We start from the raw sequence: 20,329 nt of genomic DNA, 5'->3' as shown, positions 1-20,329 counted from the left end.
GAGCACCCGGTGACTGACTCGACCATCATCTATACGCACACCGACGAGGCCCCTGCCCTGGCGACCTATTCGCTCCTGCCCGTGATCGAGGCCTACGCCTCGACCGCAGGAGTCACGGTGGAGCGCCGTGACATCTCCCTCGCGGGCCGGATCATCGCCAGTTTCCCGGAGCGGCTGAAGGCCGAGCAGCGTATCGATGACGCACTCGCCGAGCTCGGCGAGCTGGCCAGGACGCCCGGCGCGAACATCATCAAGCTGCCCAACATCTCGGCGTCGATCCCGCAGCTCAAGGCGGCCATCGCCGAGCTCCAGGAGCAGGGCTACGCGCTTCCGGACTACCCGGACGACCCGCAGACCGATGAGGACAAGGACGTCCGCGCCCGCTACGACAAGGTCAAGGGCAGCGCGGTGAACCCGGTGCTGCGCGAGGGTAACTCCGACCGCCGCGCCCCCGCGTCCGTCAAGAACTACGCCAAGGCCCACCCGCACCGCATGGGCGCCTGGTCGGCCGACTCGAAGACGAACGTCGCGACCATGGGCGTCGACGACTTCCGCTCCACCGAGAAGTCCGCGGTCATCGCCGAGGACGGCTCGCTCCGCATCGAGCTGCACGGCGACGACGGCACCACCACCGTGCTCCGCGAGTCGGTACCCGTCCTCAAGGGCGAGGTCGTCGACGCGGCCGTCATGCGCGTCGCCGCGCTGCGCGAGTTCTTCACCGCGCAGGTCGCCCGCGCCAAGGCCGAGGGCGTGCTGTTCTCCGTGCACCTCAAGGCCACCATGATGAAGGTCTCCGACCCGATCATCTTCGGCCACGCGGTCCGCGCCTTCTTCCCCAACACCTTCGCCAAGTACGGCGACCAGCTCGCCGCCGCCGGTCTCACCCCGAACGACGGTCTGGGCGGCATCCTCAAGGGCCTGGACTCCCTGCCGAACGTGGGCGCCGAGATCCAGGCGTCCTTCGAGGCCGAGCTCGCCGAGGGCCCCGCCCTCGCGATGGTCGACTCCGACAAGGGCATCACCAACCTGCACGTCCCCAGCGACGTCATCGTCGACGCCTCCATGCCCGCCATGATCCGCACCTCCGGCCACATGTGGGGCCCGGACGGCAACGAGGCCGACACCATCGCCGTCCTCCCGGACAGCAGCTACGCCGGTGTCTACCAGGTCGTCATCGACGACTGCCGCGCCAACGGCGCCTTCGACCCGTCGACCATGGGCTCGGTGCCCAACGTCGGTCTGATGGCGCAGAAGGCCGAGGAGTACGGCAGCCACGACAAGACCTTCGAGATCCCCGCCACCGGCACGGTGCGCGTCGTCGACACGAATGGCGACGTCCTGCTGGAGCAGGCCGTCGGCGCCGGTGACATCTTCCGGATGTGCCAGACCAAGGACGCGCCGATCCAGGACTGGGTCAAGCTCGCCGTCACCCGTGCCCGCGCCACCGGCAACCCGGCGGTGTTCTGGCTGGACGAGGGCCGCGCCCACGACGCCAACCTGATCGCCAAGGTCACCACGTACCTCGCCGACCACGACACCGACGGCCTGGACATCTCCATCAAGACCCCGGAGGAGGCCACCGCCTTCTCCCTGGAGCGCATCCGCCGCGGCGAGGACACCATCTCCGTCACCGGCAACGTGCTGCGCGACTACCTCACCGACCTCTTCCCGATCCTGGAGCTCGGTACCAGCGCGAAGATGCTCTCCGTCGTCCCGCTGATGAACGGCGGCGGCCTCTTCGAGACGGGCGCGGGCGGCTCGGCCCCCAAGCACGTCCAGCAGCTCGTCAAGGAGGACTACCTCCGCTGGGACAGCCTGGGCGAGTTCCTGGCCCTCGCGGTCAGCTTCGAGCACCTGGCCACCACCACGGACAACGCGCGGGCCCAGGTCCTCGCCGACACCCTGGACCGCGCGACCGGCACCTTCCTCAACGAGGACAAGTCGCCCAGCCGTCGCCTCGGCGGCATCGACAACCGCGGCAGCCACTTCTACCTGGCCCTCTACTGGGCCCAGGAGCTGGCGCAGCAGACCGACGACGCCAAGCTCGCCGAGGCGTTCGCCCCGCTCGCCAAGACCCTGGCCGAGCAGGAGGAGACCATCGTCGCCGAGCTGATCGCGGTGCAGGGCTCCCCGGCCGAGATCGGCGGCTACTACCAGCCCGACCCGGCCAAGGCCGCCTCGGTCATGCGGCCGTCCGCCACGTTCAACAAGGCGATCGCAAGCCTCGTCTGACCCGATGTGAGGCGGACGCGTCCGCCCACCGTTCCGCCCCGGCAGGCCCTGTGCCTGCCGGGGCGGTTCGCGTCTCCGGGTGTCCCCCCTGCCTCTCGGGCCCCCTTAGCCCACATACGCCCCCGACGCACAACGGACCCACCGGTTTCATGTGATCGGGTGAACGACCAATCCGCCTGGCCCACGGCTCCGAATGACGACCGTGAGGATCACCCGGACAACCCTTGCCCGCGAAACGTTCGCAGCCCTCAGCGGACTGCTGGCGGGATTCGCCGCACTGACCTTCGCCGAGCTCGTGTCGGCGGCCGTCAGGCCCGAGGCGAGCCCCGTGACAGCGGTCGGCGGGGCGGCCATCGACCGGACGCCCGCCGGTGTGAAGGACTGGGCGATCCGGAACTTCGGCGAGAACGACAAATTCGTCCTGCAACTCGGCATCGTAGTCACGCTCGCCCTCTTCGCCCTCGCCGTCGGCCTGCTGGCCCTGCGCCACCGCCGTGCCGGTTCCGCCGCCGTCCTCGCCTTCGGTGTGGTCGGCGCCGCCTCCGCCGTCAGCCGCCCGGACTCCACCGGCCTGGTCGACGGACTCCCGTCGCTGGTGGGAGCGGCGGCCGGGGCGACCCTGCTGTACGTCCTCACCGGCAGGCTCACCCGGCCGCGCCGGATCCCGGGGGAGGGGCAGGAGGCGCACGAGGAGAGCGGCTGGGACCGGCGGGGCTTCCTGATCGCCGCCACCGCCGCGGCCGCCGCCTCCACCGTCGCCGGAGCGGTCGGCCGGACGCTGAACGGCCGGAGCAGTCAGGACGCCGTCGCCTCCCGCGCGGCCGCCCGGCTGCCCGCCCCGGCTTCACCCGCGCAGCCGATCCCTGCGGGAGCCCGGCTACGGGTGCCCGGCCTGCCCCCGTTCACCACCCCCAACAACGAGTTCTACCGGGTCGACACCGCCCTGGTGGTCCCCAAGGTCGACGCGAACACCTGGCGGCTGCGCATCCACGGCAAGGGCGTACGCCGAGACCTGGAGTTCACCTACCAGGACCTGCTGGAACGCCCCCTGATCGAGCGGGAGATCACCCTCTGCTGCGTCTCCAACGAGGTCGGCGGCCCCTACATCGGCCACGCCAAGTGGATCGGCGTACGCCTGGCCGACCTGCTCAGGGAGGCGGGTGTCAAGCCGCCGTCCCGGGGCGGCAGGGCCGACCAGATCATCGCCCGCTCGGTGGACGGCATGACGCTCGGCACTCCCGTCGAGGACGTCATGGACGGCCGGGACGCGATGCTCGCCGTGGGCATGAACGGCGAACCGCTCCCCTTCGTCCACGGGTTCCCCGTCCGCATGCTGGTCCCGGGCCTCTACGGGTACGTCTCGGCCTGCAAGTGGATCGAGGACATCGAGCTCACCACCTTCGACGACTACGACGCGTACTGGGTGAAGCGCAAGTGGGCCCGCGAGGCCCCGATCAAGACCCAGTCCCGGATCGACACCCCCAAGCCCTTCGGCCGCCCCGAGGCCGGCACGGTCATGGTGGCCGGAGTGGCCTGGGCCCAGCACCGGGGGATCTCGAAGGTCGAGATCCGCGTCGACGACGGCCCGTGGCGCCCGGCCCAACTGGCCGAGCAGAGCACCGTCGACACCTGGCGCCAGTGGTCCTACCCCTGGCAGGCCACCCCCGGCGGCCACACCCTCACCGTCCGCGCCACCGACGGCACGGGCGAGGTCCAGACGGAGAAGCGCACCAAGACCGTCCCGGACGGTGCCAGTGGCCGGCACTCCGTGGTGGTCTCCGTCGACTGACCCCGACAGATCTTCCATCTGCACTGCTTCATTCCCAGCAGTACGTCATTCCCCTGCCCCCCATACGAACTGTCCCGTTTCCCGTTTCCCCGTACCGACGATCCAGGAGAATTCCATGAACGCCCTTCGCCACCGCCGTGCAGCCGTCGCCGTCGTCGCCGCGGTCCTGCTGCCCCTGTCGCTGACCGCCTGCGCCGAGGACAGCTCGGACAAGGCGTCCGACAGCTCTTCCGCCGCGAGCTCGACTCCCGAGGAGTCGAAGCCGGCCGCCGGTGACGACACGTCGACGGACAAGCCGTTCGGCCCGGCCTGTGCCGGCGTCCCGAAGGACGGCGCGGGCAGCTTCGACGGCATGGCGCAGGACCCGGTCGCCACCGCCGCCTCCAACAACCCCGCGCTTTCCACGCTCGTCGCCGCCGTGCAGAAGGCCGGCCTCGTCGACACCCTCAACAACGCCGAGAACATCACGGTGTTCGCGCCCACCAACGACGCGTTCGCCAAGATCCCGAAGGCCGACCTGGACGCGGTCCTCAACGACAAGGCCATGCTCACCAAGATCCTCACCTACCACGTCGTGGGCGAGAAGCTCACCCCGCAGCAGCTGGAGAGCGGCACGTTCGACACGCTGCAGAAGAGCACCCTGACCACGTCCGGCTCCGGTGAGTCGTACCAGGTCAACGACAGCGCCGGCGTGGTCTGCGGCAACGTCCCGACCGCCAACGCCACCGTCTACATCATCGACACGGTGCTGATGCCGAAGTAGTCGGGCGGCAGTCTCCTGCCGTGACAGACCGCCCCGCTGCGGGAGGGCCGCCGACGGCCTCCGGGGCCCTTCTGCAGCGAGGCTCTCGCCTTCACGCGTCGAAACCCCGTCCGACCGGGGCAGCGGCGTCACGAGCGGGCTCTCCCGGTAGCCGATCAGCAGCTGGGCCTCGCGGAGCACCAGGTCTCCGGGCCCGTCCGGTCGGCCTGGACGCCCTCGGCGGCATGCCGGACGGTCCAGCCCACCGCATCCTCGCGGTCAGGGCGGTTCCAAAGTCCCGGTGATCACGTGAGTGTGCAGGTCGCGACGGTACGACGATGCGTGGTCGGCTCGGTTCGTACGCAACGAAGCTCCGGCTGATTCCGGTGACCGATCACGCCGCCCGCGCCGCGACGGTCTTCGATGTGTGCACCCGCGCCGAGTGCTGCGGCCATCCGCCGGGTGCTGAGCGCCGCCTGTCCCGGCGGGCTCGCCGGCCTGCTCGGATCCGATCCGGCCGGGGCCGAGACCCTCGCGGTGGGCGGAAAGAGCGCCCGCGGCTCGCGCCACGGCGGGATCCCGGCCGCCTATCCGCTGGCCGCGGTGACCGGTGCCGGCCTGACCGCCACTCAGCTGCGCGTGCCGGACAGGACGAATGAAATCACCTGCTTCGGCGCCCTGTTGGCGCCTGACGACCTGACCGGCGTCACGGTCGCCGCGGACGCCCCGCACTGCCAGCGTGATCACGCCCGGTTCCTCGTCGAGGAGAAAGACGCGCGCATTACGCCTTCACCGTGAAGGGCGACCAGAAGAACCTGCACTACAACCCTGTCCTCCCGGTCCACCAGCGGGTTCCCCACCTCCGCGCGGGGAGGGGCCTTCGCTACGGCACCCTGGCCGTCCACTCGGGTGAACCGAACTTGGTCCGTACGAGCTCCTCGGCGCGGGCCAGCTCGGCGTCCGTCACGCCGCCCGTGGTCAGCCCGTGCCGCTCGCGGAAGGAGCCGATCATCCGCTCGATCACCGCCTGGCGGGGAAGCCCCGTCTGCCGCCGCAGCGGGTCGACGCGCTTCTTCGCGGACCGGGTGCCCTTGTCCGACAGCTTCTCCTTCCCGATCCGCAGCACCTCCAGCATCTTGTCGGCGTCGATGTCGTACGCCATCGTCACGTGGTGCAGCACCGCCCCCGGACCGCCGTCGGGCCCCACCACCCGCTTCTGCGCCGCCCCCGCGATCTTGCCGACCTCGGTGGCGATGTCGTTGAGAGGCTGGTACCAGGCCTTGATGCCCATGTCCGCGAGGGCTTCGAGCACCCAGTCGTCCAGATAGGCGTAGCTGTCGGCGAACGAGAGGCCCGACACCAGCGCCTGCGGCACGGCAAGCGAGTAGGTGATGGTGGAGCTCGGCTCGGCGAACATCGCGCCACCGCCCGAGATCCGGCGTACGACGTTCACGCCGTGCCGCTCCACGCCCGCCGGGTCGACCTCGTTGCGCAGGGACTGGAAGCTGCCGATGATCACGGCGGGGGAGTCCCACTCCCAGACCCGCAGCGTCGGCGGACGGCGGCCCGCCGCCACCTCCGCGGTGATCACCTCGTCGAGCGCCATGTGCAGCGCGGGCGACTGCGGGGCCTCGTGGATCAGCTGCCAGTCGTAGTCGGACCACTCCGTGGCGCGCGCCAGCGCCCGTCGTACGGCGATGGCGACGCCCTCCGCGCTCAGCCCGAGCATCACCGTGGACTCAGGCAGCGCCGCCTCGATCCGGGCCGCCAGCCCGGCCGTGTCGGTATGGGCCGGGGCCCCCTCCAGGGCCGCGTCGATCGCGAGGATCGCCTCGTCGGGTTCGAGGAAGAAGTCCCCGGCGACGCGGACGTTCCGCATCGCCCCGCCCTCGACGTCCAGGTCCACCACGACCAGCTTGCCGCCGGGAACCTTGTACTCACCGTGCACCGTGCTGCCTCCAGCTTCATCTACGAGGGCCCGGTTCGACGGATGAGCCGGACACAACCGGATGTAACGCACATCGGGGCCCGGATCATCCCGCGCGGACGACGGTCAGGCGTCCTCAGCCCTCCGCCACCGGCCCCGGCAGCGCCGCCAGTACCCGAGGCAGCCCGTCGGCGGGCAGCCTGCCGCCCTGCGCCATCTCGGCGGAACCACCGCCCGCCCGTCCAGCAGTCGCTTCACCGGCCTCGCCGCGTGCGGCCCCGCTGCCGGGCCGCCCCGTCGGCCGCCACCCACGACCGCCGCCCCGCTTCCCGGTGGCCGCGCCCGACGCGGCCGTGCCGGTGGCCGAAGCGCCCGGCCTCCGGCCTCGGGGCCGGCCGTCGACCCCGACCGGCGTACGCACGTTCCGTATCCGGTGGTGGCCGACGGCCGGTCCGTACCGCCCGCACGGATCAGCGGTGGGTGAACTCCGCGGGCCGCTTCTCGGTGAACGCCTTCATGCCCTCCTTCTGGTCGGCCGTCGCGAACACCGCGTGGAACAGGCGGCGTTCGAAGCGGACACCCTCGGCGAGCGTCGTCTCGAAGGCCCGGTTGACCGCCTCCTTCGCCATCATCGCGACGGGCGCCGACATCCCGGCGACCGTGCCCGCGACAGCGAGCGCCTCCTCCAGCAGGTCCGTGTCCGGGACGATCCGGGAGACCAGACCGGCCCGCTCGGCCTCCTCGGCGTCCATGTTCCGGCCGGTCAGACAGAGGTCCATCGCCTTGGCCTTGCCGACCGCTCGGGTCAGCCGCTGGGAGCCGCCGATGCCGGGGATCACGCCGAGGCGGATCTCCGGCTGCCCGAAGACGGCGGTGTCCGAGGCGATCACCAGGTCGCACAGCATGGCCAACTCGCAGCCCCCGCCCAGGGCGTAGCCCCGTACGGCGGCGACCGTGGGCGTACGGAGGTGACCGAGCCGGTCCCAGGCGGTGAACCAGTCGCTGAGGTACATGTCCATGTAGCTCCGCGGCTGCATCTCCTTGATGTCCGCCCCGGCCGCGAACGCCTTGTTCCCGCTGCCGGTGATGACGATGCAGCCGACGTCCGGGTCGCGGTCCAGTGCCTCGGTCGCCTCCACCGTCTCCCGCATGACGTCCAGGCTCAGCGCGTTGAGCGCCTCGGGGCGGTTCAGGGTGAGCAGGGCGGTTCGGCCCCGGCGCTCGACGAGGATGGTTTCGTACGGGCCCGGGGCGGACGCGTTCTCGTTGTTCTCGCTCACGGGGTGGCGCCCTTCTCTGTGTCGGTGGTGGTCGAGGAAGCGGCCCGGATGGCCCGGACGATGCCGGAGAAGTCCTGGTCCGCCCCGCTGCCTTCGGCGAAGCGCGCGTACAACTCGGCAGCCCTGAGCCCCAGTTCGGCGTCGACACCGCCCGCGCGCACCGCGTTGGCGGCCAGCGCGAGGTCCTTCGCCATCAGGGGTGCCGCGAATCCGGGGCGGTAGTCGCGGTTGGCCGGGCTGCCGGGGACGGGGCCGGGGACCGGGCAGTTAACGGTGAGCGCCCAGCACTGGCCGGAGGCCGCCGACGCCACGTCGTACAGCGCCTGGTCGGAGAGGCCGAGGCTTTCGGCGAGCACGAACGCCTCGCTGACGGCGATCATCGAGACGCCGAGGATCATGTTGTTGCAGATCTTCGCCGCCTGTCCGGCGCCCGCCGCCCCGCAGTGCACCGCCTTCCTGCCCATCGCCGACAGCAGCGGCTCGGCCTCCGTGAACGCGGCCTCCGCACCCCCGGCCATGAAGGTGAGGGTGCCCGCCTCCGCCCCCACCACCCCGCCGGAGACCGGGGCGTCCAGCGAGCGGTGACCGGCCGCCGCGGCCGCCGCGTGGGCGGCGCGGGAGTCGGCCACGTCGATGGTCGAGCAGTCGACGAACAGCGTGCCGGGGCGGGCCGCTTCGAGCAGCCCCTCCTGCCCGTACAGGGAGAGCACATGGCGTCCGGCGGGCAGCATGGTCACCACCACGTCGGCCACCGCGGCCGCTTCGGCGGCGGACTTCGCCCGCTCCACCCCGCTCTCCACGGCGGCCGCCAGACACGATTCGACAAGGTCGTGGCCGAGCACCCGGTGCCCGGCCCGGACGAGGTTGGCGGCCATCGGGCCGCCCATGTGGCCCAGCCCGACAAAGGCGACAGTCGTGGTCACCAGGGCACCTCCTGCGGTGAGTCGTCTGCGGCGAGGGACAGTTCCTCGCCGCCGGCCGGTGCGAAGTACCGGGCCACGTCCGCGTCCGTGACCTCCACGAGCGTCCCCGGAGTCCAGCGGGGGTCGCGGTCCTTGTCGATCACCTGGGCCCGGATGCCCTCCACCAGGTCCGGCGAGGCCAGGGCCGCGTACGAGACGCGGTACTCCTGCTCCAGCACCCTTTCCAGCGGCCCCAGTTCGCGCGCCCGGCGCAGTGCGGCGAGGGTGACCTTCAGCGCGGTCGGCGAACGGCCCAGGATCGTGGCGGCCGCCTCACCGGCCGCCGGGGCGTCGGACGCGAGCAGCCGTTCCACGATCTCCTCGACCGTGTCGGCGGCGTAACAGTGGTCGATCCAGGACCGGTCGGCCTCCAGCACGCCGGGCGGTGCGTCATGGACGTGCCGGTGCAGCACCGCCGCCGGGGCCTCCGTCCGCAGTTCGGCGAGGAACGCGGGCAGGCCCTCCCGCGGTACGAAGTGGTCGGCCAGCCCGCACAGCAGCGCGTCCCGGGCCCCCACCACCGCACCGGTCAGGGCGAGATGGGTACCGAGCTCCCCGGGGGCCAGCCCCAGCAGATACGTGCCGCCGACGTCCGGCACGAAGCCGATCCCGGTCTCCGGCATGGCCACCTTCGAACGCTCGGTGACGACGCGTACGCTGCCGTGCGCCGAGACGCCGACCCCGCCGCCCATCACGATGCCGTCCATGACCGCCACATACGGCTTGGGATAGCGGGCGATCCGGGCGTTGAGCCGGTACTCGTCGCGCCAGAACGCGGCCGAAGCCCTGCCGCGCGCCCGGGCGTCCTCGTAGATGGACCGGATGTCGCCGCCCGCGCACAGGCCGCCCTCCCCGGCCCCGGTGATGACGACGGCCGCCACCTCGGGGTCGTGCTCCCAGCGGTCGAGCGCCGCCGCGATCGTCTCCACCATAGGGTGGGTGAGGGCGTTGAGCGCCTTGGGACGGTTCAGGGTGAGCACCCCCGTACGCCCCTCGACGCTCACGCGCACCTGCTCCTCGGTCATCGCAGGCCTCCCGTCAGGCTCCTGGCCACCACGACGCGCATGATCTCGTTGGTCCCTTCCAGGATCTGGTGGACCCGCAGGTCCCGGACGATCTTCTCGATGCCGTACTCGGCCAGATAGCCGTAGCCGCCGTGGAGTTGGAGCGCCCGGTCGGCCACCGAGTAGCCGGTGTCGGTCGCGAAGTGCTTGGCCATCGCGCACAGCTGCGGGGCACCGGCCACGTTCCGGTCCAGCGCCTCGGCGGCCTGCCGCACCAGGGCCCGGGCGGCGGCCAGTTCGGTCGCCATCTCGGCCAGCCGGAACTGGAGCGCCTGGGCGTCCAGCAGCCTGGTGCCGAACGCCTCCCGGTCCGCGAGGTGGGAGACACTGCGGTCCAGGGCGCTCTGCGCGCCGCCCAACGAGCAGGCGGCGATGCCGAGTCGGCCGCCGTTGAGCCCGTTCATCGCGATGCGGAAGCCGCCGCCCTCCTCGCCGAGCATCCGGTCCGCGGGGATGCGCACCCCGTCCATCAGGACCTGCCGGGTGGGCTGCGCGTTCCACCCCATCTTCTTCTCGTCGGCCCCGAACGACAGCCCGGGGTCGTCCCGTTCGACGAGGAAGGCGGAGATGCCGCGCGGCCCGGCCTCGCCGGTGCGGGCGAGCACGATGTACAGGTGCGAGGCGCCCGCCCCGGAGATGAACTGCTTCGTGCCCGTCAGCACGTAGTGGTCGCCTTCGCGCACCGAGCGGGTGCTCAGCGCGGCGGCGTCGGAGCCCGCGCCCGGCTCGGTGAGGCAGTAACTGCCCAGCTGCTCCATGGCGCAGAGCGCGGGCAGGTGGCGGCCCCGCTGGGCCTCGGTGCCGTACCGGTCGATCATCCAGCCGACCATGTTGTGGATCGACAGATAGCCCGCGATGGACGGGCAGCCGGTGGCCAGGGCTTCGAAGGCGAGGACCCCGTCGGAGCGGGACAGCTCCGACCCGCCGACGTCCTCCCGTACGTAGACGCCGCCGAGGCCGAGCCCGGCCGCCTTGCGCAGCACGTCGACGGGGAAGTGCTTGTCCTGGTCCCACGCCACTGCGTGCGGGGTCAGATGTTCCTGGGCGAAGTCCAGGGTCGTCTCGACGACGGCGAGCTGGTCGTCGGTGAGGAGCGTGGTCACGGCGCTCACCCCATGGTCGGAATCGTGAAGCTCGCGCCGTCCCGGACACCCGAGGCGGGCCAGCGCGAAGTGACGGTCTTCGTACGGGTGTAGAAGCGGATGGCGTCCGGCCCGTGCTGGTTCAGGTCCCCGAATCCGGACCGCTTCCAGCCGCCGAACGTGTGGTACGCCACCGGCACCGGGATCGGCACGTTGACGCCGACCATGCCCGTGTCGACGCGCCGGGTGAAGTCGCGGGCGGTGTCGCCGTCGCGGGTGAAGAGCGCTACGCCGTTGCCGTAGGGGTGCTCCGAGGGCAGCCGCAGCGCCTCCTCGTAATCGGCGGCCCGGACCACGGACACCACCGGGCCGAAGATCTCCTCCTGGTAGATCCGCATGTCCGGGGTGACCCGGTCGAAGAGGGAGGCGCCCGCGAAGAACCCGTGCTCGTGCCCCTCCAGGGTGAAGTCGCGTCCGTCCACGACCAGTTCGGCGCCCTCCTCGACGCCCAGGTCGACATAGCCGCGCACCCGGTCCACCGCGTCGCGGCCCACCAGCGGACCGAAGTCGGCGTCCGGGTCGTCCGAGCGGCCGATCCGCAGCTCGGCGATCCGCTCGGTGAGCCTGGCCACCAGCGCGTCGGCGGTGGCCTCGCCGACCGGCACGGCCACCGAGATCGCCATGCACCGCTCGCCCGCCGAGCCGTAACCGGCGCCGATCAGCGCGTCCACCGCCTGGTTCAGATCGGCGTCCGGCATCACGATCATGTGGTTCTTCGCCCCGCCGAAGCACTGCGCGCGCTTCCCGTGAGCGGCGGCGGTGGAGTAGACGTGCGCGGCGATCGGCGTCGAGCCGACGAAGCCGAGCGCCTTGACCCGCGGGTCCTCCAGCAGGGTGTCCACGGCCTCCTTGCCGCCGTTGACGACGTTCAGGACGCCGGGCGGAAGGCCCGCCTCCAGGAAGAGCTCGGCCAGCCGCAGGGGCACCGAGGGGTCCCGCTCCGAGGGCTTCAGGATGAAGGCGTTGCCGCAGGCCAGAGCGGGGGCGGCCTTCCACAGCGGGATCATCGCCGGGAAGTTGAACGGGGTGATGCCCGCCACCACGCCGAGCGGGCGGCGCAGTGAGTGGACGTCGATCCCGGCGCCCGCGTTGTCGCTGAACTCGCCCTTCAGCAGGTGCGGGACACCGGCCGCGAACTCCACGACATCCAGCCCGCGCGCGATGTCGCCGTGCGCGTCGGCGACGGTCTTGCCGTGCTCGGAGGAGAGCAGCCGGGCCAGGGAGTCCTTCTCCTTCTCGACGAGCTGGAGGAAGCGCAGCAGCACGCGGGCGCGGCGCTGCGGGTTCCACTCGCCCCACTCGCGCTGGGCCCCGACGGCGTCGGCGATCGCCGACTCGGTCTCGGACCGGCCGGCCAGGGGCACCCGGGCCTGGACCCGGCCGGTGTTGGGGTCGTGGACATCGCCGTAGGCGCCCGAGGTGCCGGACGTGTGCTTGCCGCCGATGAAATGGGTGAGTTCGCGGACCATGGAAGCCTGCTCTCGTCGGTGAGATCGTCAGGTGAGATCCGGGGATGGCGCACAGGCCCGCCGCACCCGGTGCACCGGTCGGGTGCGCGCGGACGGAAGGGCTCGCCGTCGGGGGACGCGAAGGGCGGGGACCGTCAGGGGGCGTGGAGAACCGCTCGCCGGGACGGGCCTGCGGGGCCGTGGGTGCGGACCGGTGCCATGCGTGTCTGCTCCATCCTCGTGGAAACACGGAACATCCCGCGGCCGGTATCCTGACTCCCGGATCAGCGCGCGTCCCCTTGCCTTCCCGACGGCTCCTTCGCCGCCAGTGGCGTGTCCTGCGAGGACGAACTCCCCGGTCACAGTGGCGGGACCGTGCCGGAATCACACCGGCTTCCCTGACACCACGGGCCTTCGGAGCACCCGGCTGCATGCCGGGCACCCACTGCCCCGAAGATATAGTTGGACGTCCTAGTAAGTCCACCCCGCCCGGCGTGCGGCCGGTGGATCATGGCCCGGTCCGTGACGCCTGGCATGATCGGCAGACATGGCGGACATGGCTGACATCAGCGAGGCACCACGGCACATTCTCGTCATCGGCATGGGCGCCGGTGACCCCGACCATCTGACCCTGGCCGCGGTGAAGGCCATGCGCCGGGCCGATGTGTTCTTCGTCCTCGGCAAGGGGCGCGAGAAGGAGTCCCTGACCCGGCTGCGGCGCGACATCCTCGACGAGCACCTCACCGGCCCCTACCGGGTGGTGGAGGCCGAGGACCCGTGGCGCGACCGCACCCAGGACGACGGTGCGCGCTACACCTCGGCCGTGCACGACTGGCGCCACCGCCGCGCCGACATCTGCGAACGCCTGATCATCGAGGAGCTCGCGCCGGGGGAGTGCGGGGCCTTCCTGGTGTGGGGCGACCCGTCCCTGTACGACAGCACGCTCGCGATCCTGGCGGACATCCGGGGCCGCGGCACGGTGAATTTCGGCCATGAGGTGATCCCCGGCATCAGCAGCGTCTCCGCCCTCGCCGCCCGGCACCGCGTCACCCTGAACCGGGTCGGCCGCCCCATCCGCATCACCCCCGGCAGACGGCTCGCCCAGGGCTTCCCCGAGGACGACGGCGACATCGTGGTGATGCTCGACGGCCACGAGACCTTCACCCATCTGACGGGCAGGGGCCTGTGGATCCACTGGGGTGCGTACCTCGGCACCCCCGACGAGATCCTGGTCTCCGGCCCGCTCGACGAGGTCGCCGGCCGGATCCGCCGACTGCGCGCGGAGGCCCGCGAACGGCACGGCTGGATCATGGACACCTACCTGCTGCGGCAGGGGCGGGACGAGGCGGAAGGGGCGGGCCGCCCGGCGGAGGACGCGGGCCGCCCGGCGGAGGACACCGGCCGCCCGGCGGAAGGCGCGGACGGCTCCGGGGATGGCCCGCTCGGCTGACCGTCCGGCGTCAGCGCCGGGACTCGTGTTCCCGGATGACGCCCAGCCCGTGGCCGAGGCTCGGGCACTCGGCGCTCAGGTCGTCACCCCGCACCAGGTAGTTGTGCACCCGGCCGTCCGCCGGCCGCTCGATCGCGCGGTACTGCGTGCCGTTCACGGTGATCGTCCAGTCGTCGCCGTCCTGGGCCCACCCAACTGTCTTCTTCATATGGCGTTTTCCGTTCCTCGGTCGGTTCCGCCGGGGGTCGGCGGGCCGTGTAGTGGGAAGAAGAACGGCTTTTGACGCCCTGTGGTTCCGCCTTCCCTACGCCATTCGGTTACATCTGGGTCTCCGCCTCCGCACACCCCGAGGTGTCGTATGCGGGCACCCGTGTCTCACGTCACCGTTCGAAGTGTGAACAGCGGTGTGCGCTCGGCGGCCGTCCCCTTAGGCTGACCGGTGCAGCTGGTTCGCCCTGTCAGCCGGACAGGGAGTCGTAAGAGGGAACCCGGTGGGAATCCGGGACTGCCCCGCAGCGGTGAGTGGGAACGACCGCCGTCATACGCACTGGGCCCGGCCGGGTCTGGGAAGCGACGGCCAGTAGGTGTCTGCCCCGGCAGGCGCGCCCGCGAGTCCGAAGACCTGCCCGTTGCCCGCACGCGACCGTTCGCGTGCGGAGTTCCCGGTGACCTCGTGGGCGGGTCGGCGCAACCGTCAGGCGGACGGACACGGTTCGGTGTGTCCTGCTCTCCGCCCGATGCGTCACCCCTTCGCGTCCGCGTCCCGTCCCGGGATCAGCAAGCAGCCACGCTCGCGAAGGAGAGTCACGTGACAGCGAAGCCCGCAGCCGCGGCAGCACGGGCCACCGTGTACGGCTACCCCCGCCAGGGCCAGAACCGTGAACTGAAGAAGGCCGTCGAGGGCTACTGGAAGGGCCGTGTCGACGCGGACACCCTCCGGCGGACCGCCGCCGAACTGCGCCGGGGAACCTGGCGGCAGCTCGCCGAGGCCGGAGTCCACGAGGTGCCGACCGGTGATTTCTCGTACTACGACCATGTTCTGGACACCAGCGTCATGGTCGGCGCTGTCCCCGAGCGGCACCGCGCCGCCGTCCGCTCCGACGCCCTCGACGGATACTTCGCCATGGCCCGCGGCACCCAGGACGTCGCGCCGCTGGAGATGACGAAGTGGTTCGACACCAACTACCACTACCTGGTGCCCGAGCTCGGGCCCGACACCGTGTTCACCGCCGACCCCGCCAAGCAGGTCGCCGAGTTCAAGGAAGCCCTCGCGCTCGGCCACACCCCTCGCCCGGTCCTCGTCGGCCCCGTCACCTACCTCCTGCTCGCCAAGGCGGCCCCCGGCGTCGCCGCCGGCTTCGAGCCGCTGACCCTGCTGGACCGGCTCCTCCCGGTGTACGCCGAAGTCCTCGCCGGCCTCCGCGCGGCGGGCGCCGCATGGGTGCAGCTGGACGAGCCCGCCCTCGTCCAGGACCGTACCCCCGCCGAACTGAACGCCGCCGCCCGCGCCTACCGCGAGCTGGGCGCCCTCGCCGACCGGCCCAAGCTGCTGGTCGCCTCCTACTTCGGGCGGCTCGGCGACGCGCTGCCGATCCTGGCCAAGGCCCCCGTCGACGGACTGGCGCTCGACTTCACCGAGTCCGGCGCGGGCAACCTCGACGATCTCGCGGCGGCGGGCGGCCTGCCCGGCAAGCGCCTGGTCGCGGGCGTCGTCAACGGCCGCAACATCTGGATCAACGACTACGAGAAGTCGCTCGCCACCCTCGGCACGCTCCTCGGCCTCGCCGACCGCGTCGACGTCTCCGCCTCCTGCTCCCTCCTCCACGTCCCGCTGGACGCGGACGCCGAACGCGACATCGACCCGCAGATCGCCCGCTGGCTGGCCTTCGCCCGGCAGAAGACCGAGGAGATCGTGGTCCTGGCCCGCGGCCTGGCCGGCGGCACCGGCGCCATCGCGGCCGAACTGGCCGCCAACCGCGCCGACCTCGCCTCCCGCGCCGGGGCCGCCCTCACCCATGACCCGGCCGTCCGGGACCGTACGGCGGCCGTCACCGACGCCGACGGCCGCCGCTCCCAGCCGTACACCGAGCGGGCCGCCGCCCAGCGCGCCCACCTCGGGCTGCCGCTGCTCCCGACCACCACCATCGGCTCGTTCCCGCAGACCACCGAACTGCGCACCGCCCGCGCGGACCTGCGGGCGGGCCGGATCGACGAGGCCGGGTACGAGGAGCGGATCAAGGACGAGATCCGCGAGGTCCTCTCCTTCCAGGAGAAGGCCGGGATCGACGTCCTGGTGCACGGCGAGCCCGAACGCAACGACATGGTCCAGTACTTCGCCGAGCAGCTCACCGGCTACCTCGCCACCCAGCACGGCTGGGTCCAGTCCTACGGCACCCGATACGTCCGCCCGCCGGTGCTCGCCGGGGACGTCTCGCGGCCCGAGCCGATGACCGTGCGCTGGACCGCCTACGCGCAGTCGCTGACCGAGCGCCCCGTCAAGGGCATGCTCACCGGCCCGGTCACCATGCTCGCCTGGTCCTTCGTCCGCGACGACCAGCCGCTCGGCGAGACCGCCCGCCAGGTGGCCCTCGCCCTGCGCGACGAGGTCAACGACTTGGAGGCGAACGGTACTTCGGTCATCCAGGTCGACGAGCCCGCGCTCCGCGAGACGCTGCCGCTGCGGGCCGCCGAGCACGCCGCGTACCTGGAGTGGGCGACCGAGTCCTTCCGGCTCGCCACCGCCGGGGTGCGGCCGGACACCCAGATCCACACCCACATGTGCTACGCGGAGTTCGGCGACATCGTCCGGGCCATCGACGACCTCGACGCCGACGTCATCAGCCTGGAGGCCGCCCGCTCCCATATGCAGGTCGCCCGCGAACTCGCGGCCCACGGCTACCCCCGTGAGGCCGGGCCCGGCGTCTACGACATCCACTCCCCGCGCATCCCGAGCACCGAGGAGGCGGCGGCCCTGCTGCGCAAGGGACTTGAGGCCATCCCGGCCGAGCGGCTCTGGGTGAACCCCGACTGCGGCCTGAAGACCCGCGGCTGGCCCGAGACCCGGGCCTCCCTGGAGAACCTGGTCGCCGCCGCGCGGCGGATCCGCGCGGAGCTGCCCACCGAAGCGGCGTGATCCGCCCCGGGGCGGCAGCGGCCACCGCCGCTTCCGCCCCGGGGTGTTCCCCTGCGGACCGGTGAGTGTCCGAGCCCGCTGATAGCGTGCCGCTTCCAGGTCGAAGATCACGAAAGGGCTGCGGACGTGCGGGAAGTCATGTGTCATGAGGTGGATGCCCGGCGCTTGGGCGAGGCGTCCGAGGGCATCGTCGGGCGCGCCGCGGGGCGGTGGCACCGGATGCGCTACGACGACCCGGCCCCGCGGCGCATGGCCGAAGCGGCCGACGAACTGCTCGACCACGTCGCCGCGCGCACCGCGCAGGGAGTAGTGCTCGACGATGTGGCCCGCTCCGCGCTGCGCACGGCGGCCGAGTGCCGCCTGGGAGAGTTGAGCGTCGGCTGCTACCCCGACGGCGACCAGGAGATCTTCTTCCCACTGATCGGCGAGAAGCTCAGCACCGAGGACATATCCTTCAGCGAAGCCTTCGGCCACGTGGGAGCACAGGCCCCCTCGGCCCGGACCTGGCTCGACACCTTCGCGGTCTGCTTGGCCAGCGGCCTCGTATGGGACTGGCAGCGGGTGATCGGACTGCTGCTGCGGAACGACTTCGCGCCCGATATCCACGAAGAAGTGCCCCACTCCCCGCTCACCTCGGCATCGGACCCGGCGGACCTCGCCGCGATGGACGCGCTGTGCCTCTATCTGACCCAGTCGGAGGGCCACCAGCCCCGCCACTGGCCCACGGTGCCGCTGTGCAAGCCCGATGCCGACGAGCGGAAACAGGCGGCCGCCGCGCTGGACGCCGCAGGCACGCCGACCCCCGATCAGCACCTGCTGCGCGTGCTCCTCGACGACGAACAGCGGGCATTCGAAGAGGCGTTGGCGGCCCGGCTCGACACCTACCGGGAGAGCGTGGGGGCCCACCCCGCTCCCCGGACCCTGCTGCCGCTCGACGCCCTCGCCCTGGCCGCGCTCGCCGTCCAGGCGCACGGATGGGAGCTCGGCGTACGCTCCGGCTATCTGCCGCCCGATCTGCTGGGGAGCCCCGATGCGATGCGGCGGGCCGCGGAGTCCCGCACCAACGACCTGGGCGGCTGGTACGCGAAGTAGCCCTCGTGGCCCGGCGCGGGAGGCTGCCCTTCGCGCGCCTGAAGTCAGGTTAGCCTAACCAGGAAATCCCCGGTGGTGGATCTCTCCGCTCCGACCGAAGGGCTTCGCCATGCCGCATGCTCCGCTCCCGTTTCCCGGTGAACCTCCCGTGGGGCGTGGGGCGTGGGGCGTGAGCGCCGGTACGCCGTCGGACCTCGGGGGCGGTGTGCGGGGACCGGGCCGTCTGCGGGACCTGACCGCGATCGCCCTGGACACCGCCGCCCGCGCCCGGGGCGGATCGCTCCCCGGCGGGGGACGCGGTGGCCGCCGCCGCCCGCCCACCCTGCTCGCCGAAGGGCGTGCCGTGCTGGGCGGGGCCGTCGCGGAAGACGGCGACGGGCGCCGTCGCCTGTGGCTCAAGGCCACGCTGCCGACCCGAACGTCACCACGGCCGAACTGCTGCCGATCCTCGACCCCGTGACGACCGCGGCGGAGCGTGCCGCGGCCGAAGGAACGGAGGACGGAGATGGCGGGGCCCCGGTGACGGAAAGACTGTCGCCATGACGTTGTTGACGAAGCGCACGAACCCTGTGGGAGGAACCCGATGACGTCCGGACCGCGAACGCCGCCGCTCGATCTGCTCGGCGTGGGCGCAGGGCCTTTCAACCTCTCCCTGGCCGCGCTCGCCGACGGCGTACCCGGTCTGCGTGGCGCCTTCTACGAGCAGCGCCCCGCGTTCCACTGGCACCCCGGGCTGCTCATCGAGGGGGCCACGCTCCAAGTTCCCTTCCTGGCCGACCTGGTGAGCCTCGTAGAGCCCACCAGCCCCTGGTCCTACCTCAATTACATCAAGGTCCGCCGCAGGCTCTTCCCGTTCTACTTCGCCGAGAGCTTCCACATCCACCGCTCCGAGTTCGACAACTACCTGCGCTGGGTGAGCACGGAACTCCCCTCCACCCGCTTCGGGCACCGCGTGGACACGGTGGCCTGGGACGCCGGACAGGGCGCGTTCGCCGTGGAGTTCACCCGGCTCGGCCCGGACGGCGAGATGTCCGCTTCCGGGTCGACCCATGCCCGTAACCTCGCTCTCGGCGTCGGGACCGCCCCGTACGTCCCCGAGCCGCTGCGGGCTCTGGCCCAGGATGCGGCGGCCCTCGTCTGCCACTCGGCGGACTACCTGGACCGGCGGGACCGGCTGCTGGCCGCCCGGCACATCACCGTCGTCGGCTCCGGGCAGTCGGGTGCCGAAGTCCTGCTGGACCTGCTGCGTTCCCGGCCCGACGGGGCGGAGGGGCTGACCTGGCTGGCCCGTACCCCGGCGTTCGCGCCCATGGAGTACAGCAAGATCGGCCTGGAGCAGTTCACCCCCGACTACACCCGCTACTTCCACGGACTCCCGCAGGCCACCCGGGACCGGCTCCTGCCTCGTCAATGGCAGCTCTACAAGGGCGTCAGCGGGGACACCCTCGGGGACATCCGCGACGAGCTCTACCGGCGCAGCCTCGGCGGCGACTGGCCCGACGTCACCCTCACCCCCGGCATCGAGGTCACCGGCGCGGCGGTCACCGGCGCCGGGCGCGTCGAACTGAGCGTCGAGCACGGCCAGCAGGGGGCCCGGGGCCGCCTCACCACCGACGCGGTCGTCCTCGCCACCGGCTACCGGGAGCGCCCCGTGGACACGCTGCTCGCCGCCCTCGACCCCTACCTCGTCCGGGACGGGGCAGGCCGCCCCGAGGTCGATGAGGCCCAACGGCTCGTCCTCGCCCCGGAGATCGCGGGTTCCGTCTTCGTGCAGAACGCCGAACGGCACACCCACGGGGTCGGGGCGCCCGATCTGGGCCTGGCCGCCTGGCGCTCCGCCGTGATCGTCAACGCCCTCACGGGCAAGGAGACCTATCCGCTGCCGGACAGGACGGCGTTCACCACGTTTGGCCTGGAGGGCGTCTCGCGCGACCGTACGGGGGCGCCTCGCCGCTCCGCCGGGGAGGCGCTGTAACGGCTCTGGGCCGCGCGGTGGGTTCACCGTGCGGCCCAGAGGCGGGGTGTGCCTGCCCGGGGGGTCAGCCCTTGCGGGTGTTGATCTCCTCGG

Annotated in this window: 17 protein-coding genes and 2 riboswitches; of the genes, 9 read left to right on the top strand and 8 right to left on the bottom strand. The window is 71.9% G+C overall.

The annotated features are described in order from the left end of the window. Positions 1 to 9 precede the first annotated feature (9 nt). The 4 genes from ACZ5WC_RS32485 to ACZ5WC_RS32470 all read left to right on the top strand — a co-directional run bounded on the left by ACZ5WC_RS32485 (position 10) and on the right by ACZ5WC_RS32470 (position 5,561). Positions 10 to 2,232, top strand: a complete 2,223-nt coding sequence (locus tag ACZ5WC_RS32485; protein WP_468544190.1) for an NADP-dependent isocitrate dehydrogenase — start codon at positions 10 to 12, stop codon at positions 2,230 to 2,232. A 193-nt stretch (positions 2,233 to 2,425) separates the two neighbouring features. Next, positions 2,426 to 4,021 carry a molybdopterin-dependent oxidoreductase gene (locus tag ACZ5WC_RS32480; protein WP_468544189.1) on the top strand — a complete coding sequence of 532 codons (1,596 nt, stop codon included), beginning with the start codon at positions 2,426 to 2,428 and terminating at the stop codon, positions 4,019 to 4,021. Between the two features lie 115 nt (positions 4,022 to 4,136). Next, on the top strand, positions 4,137 to 4,784 hold the full coding sequence (locus ACZ5WC_RS32475) for a fasciclin domain-containing protein (protein WP_468544188.1): 648 nt from the start codon (positions 4,137 to 4,139) through the stop codon (positions 4,782 to 4,784). Between the two features lie 441 nt (positions 4,785 to 5,225). After that, on the top strand, positions 5,226 to 5,561 hold the full coding sequence (locus tag ACZ5WC_RS32470) for a hypothetical protein (RefSeq protein ID WP_468544187.1): 336 nt from the start codon (positions 5,226 to 5,228) through the stop codon (positions 5,559 to 5,561). Between the two features lie 85 nt (positions 5,562 to 5,646). On the opposite strand, the gene ACZ5WC_RS32465 is transcribed toward ACZ5WC_RS32470, so the two are convergent. The 7 genes from ACZ5WC_RS32465 to ACZ5WC_RS32435 all read right to left on the bottom strand — a co-directional run bounded on the left by ACZ5WC_RS32465 (position 5,647) and on the right by ACZ5WC_RS32435 (position 12,607). After that, on the bottom strand, positions 5,647 to 6,711 hold the full coding sequence (locus ACZ5WC_RS32465; RefSeq protein WP_468544186.1) for a lipoate--protein ligase family protein: 1,065 nt from the start codon (positions 6,709 to 6,711) through the stop codon (positions 5,647 to 5,649). A gap of 115 nt (positions 6,712 to 6,826) precedes the next feature. Next, positions 6,827 to 7,111 (bottom strand): hypothetical protein, encoded by a 285-nt coding sequence (locus ACZ5WC_RS32460; protein ID WP_468544185.1) that lies wholly within the window; start codon positions 7,109 to 7,111, stop codon positions 6,827 to 6,829. Positions 7,112 to 7,160: 49 nt separating this feature from the next. Then, positions 7,161 to 7,970 (bottom strand): enoyl-CoA hydratase, encoded by an 810-nt coding sequence (locus tag ACZ5WC_RS32455; protein WP_468544184.1) that lies wholly within the window; start codon positions 7,968 to 7,970, stop codon positions 7,161 to 7,163. Beyond that, entirely contained in the window at positions 7,967 to 8,893 is a 927-nt protein-coding gene (gene mmsB, locus ACZ5WC_RS32450; protein WP_468544183.1) for a 3-hydroxyisobutyrate dehydrogenase, read from the bottom strand. Before mmsB ends, ACZ5WC_RS32455 begins: the two co-directional genes overlap by 4 nt. After that, positions 8,890 to 9,957 (bottom strand): enoyl-CoA hydratase/isomerase family protein, encoded by a 1,068-nt coding sequence (locus ACZ5WC_RS32445; RefSeq protein WP_468544182.1) that lies wholly within the window; start codon positions 9,955 to 9,957, stop codon positions 8,890 to 8,892. The genes mmsB and ACZ5WC_RS32445 overlap by 4 nt, the downstream gene beginning before the upstream one ends. Further along, positions 9,954 to 11,108 (bottom strand): acyl-CoA dehydrogenase family protein, encoded by a 1,155-nt coding sequence (locus ACZ5WC_RS32440; protein WP_468544181.1) that lies wholly within the window; start codon positions 11,106 to 11,108, stop codon positions 9,954 to 9,956. The genes ACZ5WC_RS32445 and ACZ5WC_RS32440 overlap by 4 nt, the downstream gene beginning before the upstream one ends. Continuing rightward, complete coding sequence (locus ACZ5WC_RS32435) at positions 11,105 to 12,607, bottom strand: CoA-acylating methylmalonate-semialdehyde dehydrogenase (protein ID WP_468544180.1); 1,503 nt, start codon at positions 12,605 to 12,607, stop codon at positions 11,105 to 11,107. Before ACZ5WC_RS32435 ends, ACZ5WC_RS32440 begins: the two co-directional genes overlap by 4 nt. Positions 12,608 to 12,831: 224 nt before the next feature. Further along, a riboswitch (cobalamin riboswitch) is annotated at positions 12,832 to 13,010 on the bottom strand. A 141-nt stretch (positions 13,011 to 13,151) separates the two neighbouring features. Here ACZ5WC_RS32435 and cobF point away from each other — a divergent pair. After that, positions 13,152 to 14,036, top strand: coding sequence for a precorrin-6A synthase (deacetylating) (cobF, locus tag ACZ5WC_RS32430; RefSeq protein ID WP_468544200.1), 885 nt, complete (start codon positions 13,152 to 13,154; stop codon positions 14,034 to 14,036). A gap of 10 nt (positions 14,037 to 14,046) precedes the next feature. Here cobF and ACZ5WC_RS32425 read toward each other — a convergent pair whose 3' ends face one another. After that, entirely contained in the window at positions 14,047 to 14,244 is a 198-nt protein-coding gene (locus tag ACZ5WC_RS32425) for a hypothetical protein (RefSeq protein WP_311122171.1), read from the bottom strand. A 221-nt stretch (positions 14,245 to 14,465) separates the two neighbouring features. Next, positions 14,466 to 14,680: riboswitch (cobalamin riboswitch) on the top strand. Between the two features lie 164 nt (positions 14,681 to 14,844). Here ACZ5WC_RS32425 and metE point away from each other — a divergent pair. The 4 genes from metE to ACZ5WC_RS32405 all read left to right on the top strand — a co-directional run bounded on the left by metE (position 14,845) and on the right by ACZ5WC_RS32405 (position 20,236). Then, positions 14,845 to 17,169, top strand: a complete 2,325-nt coding sequence (gene metE, locus ACZ5WC_RS32420) for a 5-methyltetrahydropteroyltriglutamate--homocysteine S-methyltransferase (protein ID WP_468544179.1) — start codon at positions 14,845 to 14,847, stop codon at positions 17,167 to 17,169. A gap of 126 nt (positions 17,170 to 17,295) precedes the next feature. After that, complete coding sequence (locus tag ACZ5WC_RS32415; protein ID WP_468544178.1) at positions 17,296 to 18,261, top strand: Imm49 family immunity protein; 966 nt, start codon at positions 17,296 to 17,298, stop codon at positions 18,259 to 18,261. A gap of 169 nt (positions 18,262 to 18,430) precedes the next feature. Continuing rightward, the gene (locus ACZ5WC_RS32410) at positions 18,431 to 18,721 is read left to right on the top strand and encodes a hypothetical protein (protein ID WP_468544177.1); all 291 of its coding nucleotides are present in this window, start codon (positions 18,431 to 18,433) and stop codon (positions 18,719 to 18,721) included. Between the two features lie 123 nt (positions 18,722 to 18,844). Next, positions 18,845 to 20,236, top strand: coding sequence for a lysine N(6)-hydroxylase/L-ornithine N(5)-oxygenase family protein (locus ACZ5WC_RS32405; protein ID WP_468544176.1), 1,392 nt, complete (start codon positions 18,845 to 18,847; stop codon positions 20,234 to 20,236). The last annotated feature ends 93 nt before the right edge of the window (positions 20,237 to 20,329 follow it).

Source organism: Streptomyces sp. NPDC033165, from assembly GCF_055577965.1.
This window is presented reverse-complemented; position numbering and strand designations above follow the sequence as displayed.